Origin of the sequence: Bradyrhizobium sp. UFLA01-814, from assembly GCF_046718885.1 — a bacterium.
Lineage (GTDB): Bacteria > Pseudomonadota > Alphaproteobacteria > Rhizobiales > Xanthobacteraceae > Bradyrhizobium > Bradyrhizobium elkanii.
Window position 1 is genome coordinate 1 of record NZ_JAQOSR010000267.1, and the last position, 7,739, is coordinate 7,739.

Annotated in this window: 5 protein-coding genes; 1 reads left to right on the forward strand and 4 read right to left on the reverse strand. The window is 66.1% G+C overall.

Annotated elements, in window-relative coordinates; translation table 11 throughout:
• Nucleotides 1-118: 118 nt before the first annotated feature.
• The 4 genes from PMN64_RS40815 to hrpB form a co-directional block, all read right to left on the reverse strand.
• Nucleotides 119-1,618 carry a phosphomannomutase/phosphoglucomutase gene (locus PMN64_RS40815; protein WP_411784837.1) on the reverse strand — a complete coding sequence of 500 codons (1,500 nt, stop codon included), beginning with the start codon at nucleotides 1,616-1,618 and terminating at the stop codon, nucleotides 119-121.
• Nucleotides 1,619-1,974: 356 nt separating this feature from the next.
• Nucleotides 1,975-2,475 (reverse strand): TIGR02281 family clan AA aspartic protease, encoded by a 501-nt coding sequence (locus PMN64_RS40820; protein ID WP_304500201.1) that lies wholly within the window; start codon nucleotides 2,473-2,475, stop codon nucleotides 1,975-1,977.
• A gap of 201 nt (nucleotides 2,476-2,676) precedes the next feature.
• Nucleotides 2,677-4,128, reverse strand: coding sequence for an NCS1 family nucleobase:cation symporter-1 (locus tag PMN64_RS40825; protein ID WP_411784838.1), 1,452 nt, complete (start codon nucleotides 4,126-4,128; stop codon nucleotides 2,677-2,679).
• A 293-nt stretch (nucleotides 4,129-4,421) separates the two neighbouring features.
• A complete protein-coding gene (gene hrpB / locus PMN64_RS40830; protein ID WP_411784839.1) occupies nucleotides 4,422-6,890 on the reverse strand; it encodes an ATP-dependent helicase HrpB in 2,469 nt (822 codons plus the stop codon).
• Between the two features lie 206 nt (nucleotides 6,891-7,096).
• On the opposite strand from hrpB, the gene PMN64_RS40835 reads away from it, so the two are divergent.
• The coding region (locus PMN64_RS40835; RefSeq protein ID WP_411784840.1) for an acyltransferase family protein at nucleotides 7,097-7,739 on the forward strand (643 nt) is incomplete at its 3' end.

Genomic DNA, 7,739 nt, shown 5'->3' on the forward strand with positions numbered 1-7,739 from the left:
ATCAATCGACTTGACCAACCGCCAACCTGTCAGTGATGTGTCCGAACAGGTGTCAGCCATGTCTCCGGACTAAACATTTCGCGGGCGATGACACCATTCTTCGCGGCGAGCAGTGCGCTCAAATCTTCTGATTGTACTCGCCGACCTCGGGATGCGTGCGCAGCACCGCATCCATCGCCTCGAACATGTCGTGCATGCGCCGCTCGCTGACCGGGCTTTCCACCACGACCACGAGCTCCGGCTTGTTCGAGGACGCGCGCACCAGACCCCAGCTTCCGTCCTCGACCGTGACGCGCACGCCGTTGACGGTGACGAGGTCGCGGATGTTCTGGCCCGCGACCTTCCCGCCCTGCTGCTGCAACGCCTCGAAGTGCTTCACGACGGCATCGACGACGCCGTATTTCGCCTCGTCGGCGCAATGCGGCGACATGGTCGGCGACGACCAGGTCTTCGGCAGCGCGTCCTTCAGGTCGGCCATCGACTTGCCGGGCGCGCGGTCGAGCATTTCGCAGATCGCGATCGCCGACACCAGGCCGTCGTCATAACCGCGACCGAACGGCTTGTTGAAGAAGAAGTGGCCCGACTTCTCGAAACCGGCAAGCGCGCCCAGCTCATTGGTGCGCCGCTTCATGTAGGAATGGCCGGTCTTCCAGTAGACCGTCTTCGCACCCTGCTTCTGCAGCACGGGGTCGGTCACGAACAGCCCGGTCGACTTAACGTCGACGACGAACTGCGCGTTGGCGTTGATCGCCGACATGTCGCGCGCCAGCATGACGCCGACCTTGTCGGCGAAGATCTCCTCGCCGGTGTTGTCGACCACGCCGCAGCGGTCGCCGTCGCCGTCGAAGCCGAGGCCGACATCGGCCTTGTGCGCCAGCACCGCATCGCGGATCGCGTGCAGCATCTCCATGTCTTCCGGATTCGGATTGTATTTCGGGAAAGTGTGATCGAGCTCGGTGTCGAGCGGGATCACATCGCAGCCGATCGCCTCCAGCACCTGCGGCGCGAACGCGCCCGCGGTGCCGTTGCCGCAGGCCGCGACGACCTTCAGCCTGCGCTTCAGCTTCGGCCGGCTGGTGAGGTCGGCGATGTAGCGCGCCGGATAATTCTCGTGGAATTGATAGGAGCCGCCGGCCGTGTTCTTGAATTCGGCGTTGAGCACGATTGCCTTCAGCCGCGACATCTCGTCGGGACCGAAGGTGAGCGGACGGTTGGCGCCCATCTTGACGCCGGTCCAGCCATTGTCGTTGTGCGAGGCGGTGACCATGGCGACGCAGGGCACGTCGAGATCGAACTGCGCGAAGTAGGCCATCGGCGTCACCGCGAGCCCGATGTCATGCACCTTGCAGCCCGCCGCCATCAGGCCCGAGATCAGCGCGTATTTGATCGAGGCGGAATAGCCGCGGAAATCGTGGCCGGTGACGATCTCCTGGCGGACGCCGAGCTCCGCGATCAGCGCGCCGAGCCCCATGCCCAGCGCCTGCACGCCCATCAGGTTGATTTCCTTGTTGAACAGCCAGCGCGCGTCGTACTCGCGAAACCCGGTCGGCTTCACCATCGGCTCGGATTCGAAGGCATAGGTGTTCGGGACCAGCGCGGATTTCGGCTTGGGAAACATGGGTCGGCCTTATGGTCGTATGCAGAAAGACATCGTCGCAGCCTTTAGCGAATGCGCGGGCCGGGCGAAAGCAGAGACTGGGGCTGGTGACCAACAATTACGGCAGAAATGGCGGCAACTATCCCGCGAGTTGAACGCCGGATCGCGTCGGCCTTCCCAGCATTACGGTGACAGATTCGAGCCCGCGATCTCCGCAATCGTCGTCCCGGCGAAGGCCGGGACCCATACGCCGCAGCGGGTGTTGGGTTCGGGACCCGTCGTTCCGGCGTTGCTCACCAAAGACGGTCTGTGGTTATGGGTCCCGGCCTTCGCCGGGACGACAGCGAGTGTGTCGCACGCTATCCCGTGAGGATGACTTATTGCTCCAGCAACAATTTGCCGTTGGCGTATTCGAAGCGCTTCAGCTTCGACAGGAAAGATAGGCCGAGCAGGTTTTCCGACAGCGCCTCGTCCGGCAGCACCAGGGCATCGACGTCGCGCACGGTCAGGCCGCCGATCTCGATCATGGCGATGCGGGCGCGCGCGGCCTTGATGGTGCCGTTGGCAGTGGTGACGCGCGAGGTGTAATCGCCCGGCACCGGACGCAGGCCGAAACGGGCAGCCGAGGCCTCGTTCAGCGCAACCACCGAGGCGCCGGTGTCGACCATGAAGTTGATGCGCTGGCCGTCGATCCGGCCGTCGGTCGCGAAATGACCGCGAGGATCGGGCGCAATGCTGAACGTGCGGGCACTGGCCTGCGCCACCGTGACGGCTGGGGCGGCGGTCTGCCTTGTGGTGGTCGCGGCGGCGGGCGACATCTTGCTGGCCATCTGAGCCATGAAGGTGCCCAGCCCGATCAGGATGGCCGCGAAAATCATCAGGTTACGCATGACACCATACTCGGAAAACCGAACACGCAATTTCACCACGCCGTCCGCCCCGCCGCGAGCGAGGGCGGCGGCACGAGCCTGCCATTTTGGCGAAAAGGATGAGCGAAGCGTTAATGCGAGCCCAGAGAAGCGGCCGAATGACATCGGCCGCCTGCCCGGGCAGCAATTTGCCGGCCTTCAGGCCGTCTTTCAGGCCGTCCTGGCGACCGGGCTCGGCATCGCAACGCGCAGCGCGTAATAGACCGCGCCGGCGATTCCGACACCGAAGAACCAGCCATAGACCGCCCACCACGCCGGCAGGATCGAGGTGAAGTTCGGCAGCACCGACGAGAACAGCGCGCCGATGCCGGCCGCGATCAGCGCGCTGACGTTCCAGCCGTTCTGGAAGCGATATTCGCCGTTCTCCCGATACAGCGCCGGCACGTTCACACGGCCTTTGGCGATCAGATAATAGTCGACCATCATGACGCCGAAGATCGGCCCCATCGTCGCGCCGATCAGCCCGACGAACGAGGCGGCGTTGCCCTCCCAGGGCGCGAACGGATACAGCGCCAGCGCGATCAGCGCCGCGATATAGCCGCCCTTCTTGAAGTCGATATGCCGCGGAAACACGTTGGAGAAATCGAACGCCGGGGAGACGAAATTGGCGACGACGTTGATGCCGAGCGTCGCCACCGCAAAGGTAACCGCCGCGAGCAATGCCAGGAACCAGCTGTCGAACTTCGCCGAGATCTGGTCGGGATGCAGCAGCACCTCGTGATAGACGTTGAACGCCGCGATCGTGGTGACGCCGGCAACCAGCGAGAACAGGATCAGATTGACCGGCAGGCCCCAGATATTTCCCTTGCGCAGCGCCCTGGCGTCGGGCGCGTAACGCGAGAAGTCGCAGAAGTTGAGATAGAGCGCGGCGAAATAGGTGATCCAGGTGGCGGCGACGGCGCAGAGCGCCGGGAAAGAGCCGGGCACGCCGGGCACGCCGGCTTCCTTGGTCTTCTCCAGCAGCACGTCCTGCGGGATCGGCGCGGTGAGCGAGATGCCGCCGGCCGCGATGCAGAGATAGATCGCAAGGATCAGCATCATCAGCCATACCGCAGGACCCGCCCAGTCCTGGAAGCGCCGCACCGTTTCCATGCCGCGCTGGATAATGAGGAGCTGCAGCGCCCAGATCACGACGAAGCAGATCACTTCGAGCGTGGAATGGCCGAGCATATGGCTGGACTGGTGGAACGCCTTGAAGCTGTCGATGCGGGTCAGCAGCGCGACGATCGCGCCCGAGGCCGCCGCGGTCTGCGCGCCGTACCAGAAGCAGGCGACGACGGCGCGGACCAGCGCCGGAATGTTGGCGCCCCAGACCCCGAACGAGGCGCGCGCCAGCACCGGATAGGGCACGCCGGTCTTCACGCCGGCATTGCCGATCAGGCTCATCAGCACGAAGATCACCAGCGAGCCGACGCCGATCGCGAGGATGAAGTTGACGAAGCTTCCGCAGAGCAGGAACAGGCTGGCGGCGAGATAATAGCCCCAGAGGCTGTGGACGTCGGAGGTCCAGACGTTGAAGATGCTGAAGGCGCCCCAGTTGCGTTCCCTGGCCGGCGCCAGGTCTTCGTTGTACAGCGACGGCGATGCGTTCCTGATCTCCATGGCAGCGTCCCCAATGTGCGAGCCCGTGATCCCATCCCAGCATGCAAACTAACCACCGTTTGCGGACGCTCGCCAGCGCAACCGATCGGCATGATCTGGAAAAGACAGACTCGGTGTCGTCCCGGCGAAGGCCGGGACCCATACACCGCGACCGGTGTCGTGGAGGGGACTCGTCGCTCCAACACCGCGCAACAAGAGACATTTGTGGTTATGGGTCCCGGCCTTCGCCGGGACGACGAATGAGAGAAATGTGACCTGCGGGCGCAACAAGCGCTGCGCGGTTGCGCAGAGAGTCAGGTGCCGCGCGGTTTCACGCGCCTGGTCGGCATCGCGCTGGCGGGATCTTCCGGCCAGGGATGGCGCGGATAGCGGCCGCGCAGGTCGGAACGCACCGCGGCGTAACTGCCGCGCCAAAAGCCGGGCAGATCGCGCGTCACCTGTACCGGCCGCTGTGCCGGCGACAGCAGTTCCAGCACCAGCGGCACCGCGCCCTTGGCGATCGAGGGATGGGTGTTGAGCCCGAACAGCTCCTGCAGCCGCACCGCGATGGTCGGGCCCTGCTCGGCCTCGTAATCGATCGCGAGCTGCGTTCCGGTCGGCGCCTCGAAATGCGTCGGCGCCTCGCGATCGAGCCGCGCGCGCAATTCCCACGGCAGCAGCGCCATCAGCGCGTCCGACAGCTCGCCGGCGGACAGGTCCTTCAGCGCGGTCTTGTCGTAGAGCGCCGGCACCAGCCAGTCGCCGGCACGCGCGGCGAGCGCTGCGTCCGACAGATCGGGCCAGCTCTCGTCCTCGGCTTTGCGCAGGAACATGACGCGGTCGCGCCATTGCTTGGAGTGCTTCGACCAGGGCAACCGGTCGAGCCCGGCGGCGATCAGGCCGTCGGCGAAAACGCGCGCGGTCTCGGCCGAGGGCTGTAGCGACATCGGTGCCTCCGACAGCGTGATCGCGTGCAGCGAACGCCTGCGGCGGGCGCGCAGCGCCATCGCGCCGCGGTCGAACGTCACCTCTTCCACGTTCTCGATCTGATCGGCGAAGCGCTGCTCGATCTCCTCCTGGGTGATCGGCGCCGCCAGCAGGATGCGGCCGCTCGCGGCCGTGCCGGTCAGTTCGGCAACCGCGATATAAGGCAGCCGCGCCAGCGCCGCAGTCTGCTCGACGGCGGCGCCGCGGCCATTGGCCAGCACGAAGCTGCCATTGCCGCGATTCCTGGCGACGCGATCCGGAAATGCGAAGGCCAGCATGACGCCGGTGGAGAGGTCCCTCGCTTCGCCGGCCGCCGACATCACCTGCGCGGCCCAGCGCGCCGCCATGCTGCGGGCGCTCGATGCCCGCTGCGAGCGGTCGCGGCGGAACTGGTCGAGCCGGACGTCGAGATCGACACTGTCGCCGCCGAGCCCGCGCTCGGTCAGAACCGCGGCGATCTCGGCCGCCTCCTCGCCCATACCGAAGCGGGCGGAATCCACGATCATGCGCGCCAGCCGCGGCGGCAGCGCCAGCGCGCGCAGGCTCTGTCCTTCCTCTGTAATGCGGCCATCGCCGTCGAGCGCCCCGAGCTCCGACAGCAGCGACTTGGCTTCCTTCAGCGCCGGCCCCGGCGGCGGATCGAGGAAGGCAAGGCCTGCCGGATCGCTGACGCCCCATTGCGCGAGGTCGAGCACCAGCGAGGACAGATCGGCGGAGAGGATCTCGGGCGCGGTGTAGGCCGGCAGCGACGCGGTCTGCGGCTCGTCCCAGAGCCGGTAGCAGACGCCGGGCTCGATACGGCCGGCACGGCCGCGCCGCTGGTCCACCGCCGCGCGCGAGGCGCGTACGGTCTCGAGCCGCGTCAACGCAATGTCAGGCTCGTAGCGCGGCACCCGCGCGAGGCCGGAGTCCACCACAATGCGCACGCCCTCGATGGTCAGCGAGGTCTCGGCGATCGAGGTCGCCAGCACCACCTTGCGGGTGCCCTTCGGCGCCGGCGCGATGGCGCGATCCTGCACGCTGGCATCGAGCGCGCCGAACAGCGGCACGATCTCGACCGCGGCGTCGTGTACGCGCTCGGCCAAAAAAGTCTGGGTGCGGCGGATCTCGGCGGCGCCCGGCAGGAAGGCGAGCACCGAGCCGGTATCGGCGCGCAGCGCGGCCGCGATCGTCTCGGCCATCTGCCGCTCCACCGGCGCATCGGTCTTGCGACCGACGTAACGGGTCTCGACCGGAAAGGCGCGGCCCTCGCTTTCGACCACCGGCGCGTCGCCGAGCAGTTTTCCGACGCGTGCTCCGTCGAGCGTTGCCGACATCACGAGGATCCGCAGGTCCTCGCGCAGGCCGGTCTGCGCGTCGCGTGCCAGCGCCAGCCCGAGATCGGCATCGAGCGAGCGTTCGTGGAATTCATCGAACAGCACCGCGGCGACGCCGTTGAGCTCGGGATCGTCGAGGATCTGGCGCGAGAAGATGCCTTCGGTGACGACCTCGATCCGCGTCGCGCGCGACACCTTCGAGCCGAAGCGCACGCGATAGCCGACGGTCTCGCCGGCACGCTCGCCGAGCGTCTTCGCCATCCGCTCGGCGCTGGCGCGCGCGGCGATGCGGCGCGGCTCCAGCACGATGATCTTCTTGCCCCTCGCCCAGGATGCATCGAGCAACGCGAGCGGCACGCGCGTGGTCTTGCCGGCGCCCGGCGGCGCCACCAGCACTGCGGCGTTGTGACCATCGAGCGTGCGGTCGAGCTCATCGAGCACGGCGTCGATCGGCAGCGGACTATCGAATTGGCGCGGCAAGGACCTTCATCACCGCAGCGGCGCTCGGGCCGGGCTGCGTCCCATGGTTAACCAACCGTCTCGGATTTCCTCGCCTCTTAGACCATTCGCCAGCCACGGGAAACCCGCGGAAAGGTCCGGTTCGGTGGCACATCGCTTGTATCAATAAAGGAGAAAGCAACCGATCGGGCCGATGATAGGCCCGATCACGCCGGAACAGGACAAAGATGACCACAAACGGCACAGCCGCTGCGACAGATCGTTCCGCTCCACGCGCGAGCGGACGCGTCGATTGGGTCGACTATGCCAAGGGCATCTGCATCATCATGGTCGTGATGATGCATTCGGTGCTGGGGGTCGAGAAGGCCGCCGAGCAGACCGGCTTCATGCATTATGTCGTGATGTTCGCGAAGCCGTTCCGGATGCCGGACTTCTTCCTGATCTCGGGCCTGTTCCTGTCGGTCGTGATCGATCGCGACTGGCGCACCTATCTCGACCGCAAGGTGATGCACTTCGCCTATTTCTACGTGCTCTGGGTGACGATCCAGTTTGGCTTCAAGGCGCCGTCGCTGGCCGCCGAGACCGGCTGGGCCCAGGTTGGGCTGCAATATCTCGAGTCCTTCATCGAGCCGTTCGGCACGCTGTGGTTCATCTATCTGCTGCCGATCTTCTTCGTCGTCACCAAGCTCGCGCGCAATGTCCCCCCGCTCGTGATCTGGCTGATCGCGGCAGCGCTGGAGACCGCGCATGTCGCGACCGGCTGGACCGTGATCGACGAGTTCTGCTCCCGCTTCGTCTATTTCTACACGGGCTATGTCCTCGCCAATTACGTGTTCGCGCTGTCGGACCGCGCGCGGGCACGGCCTGCGC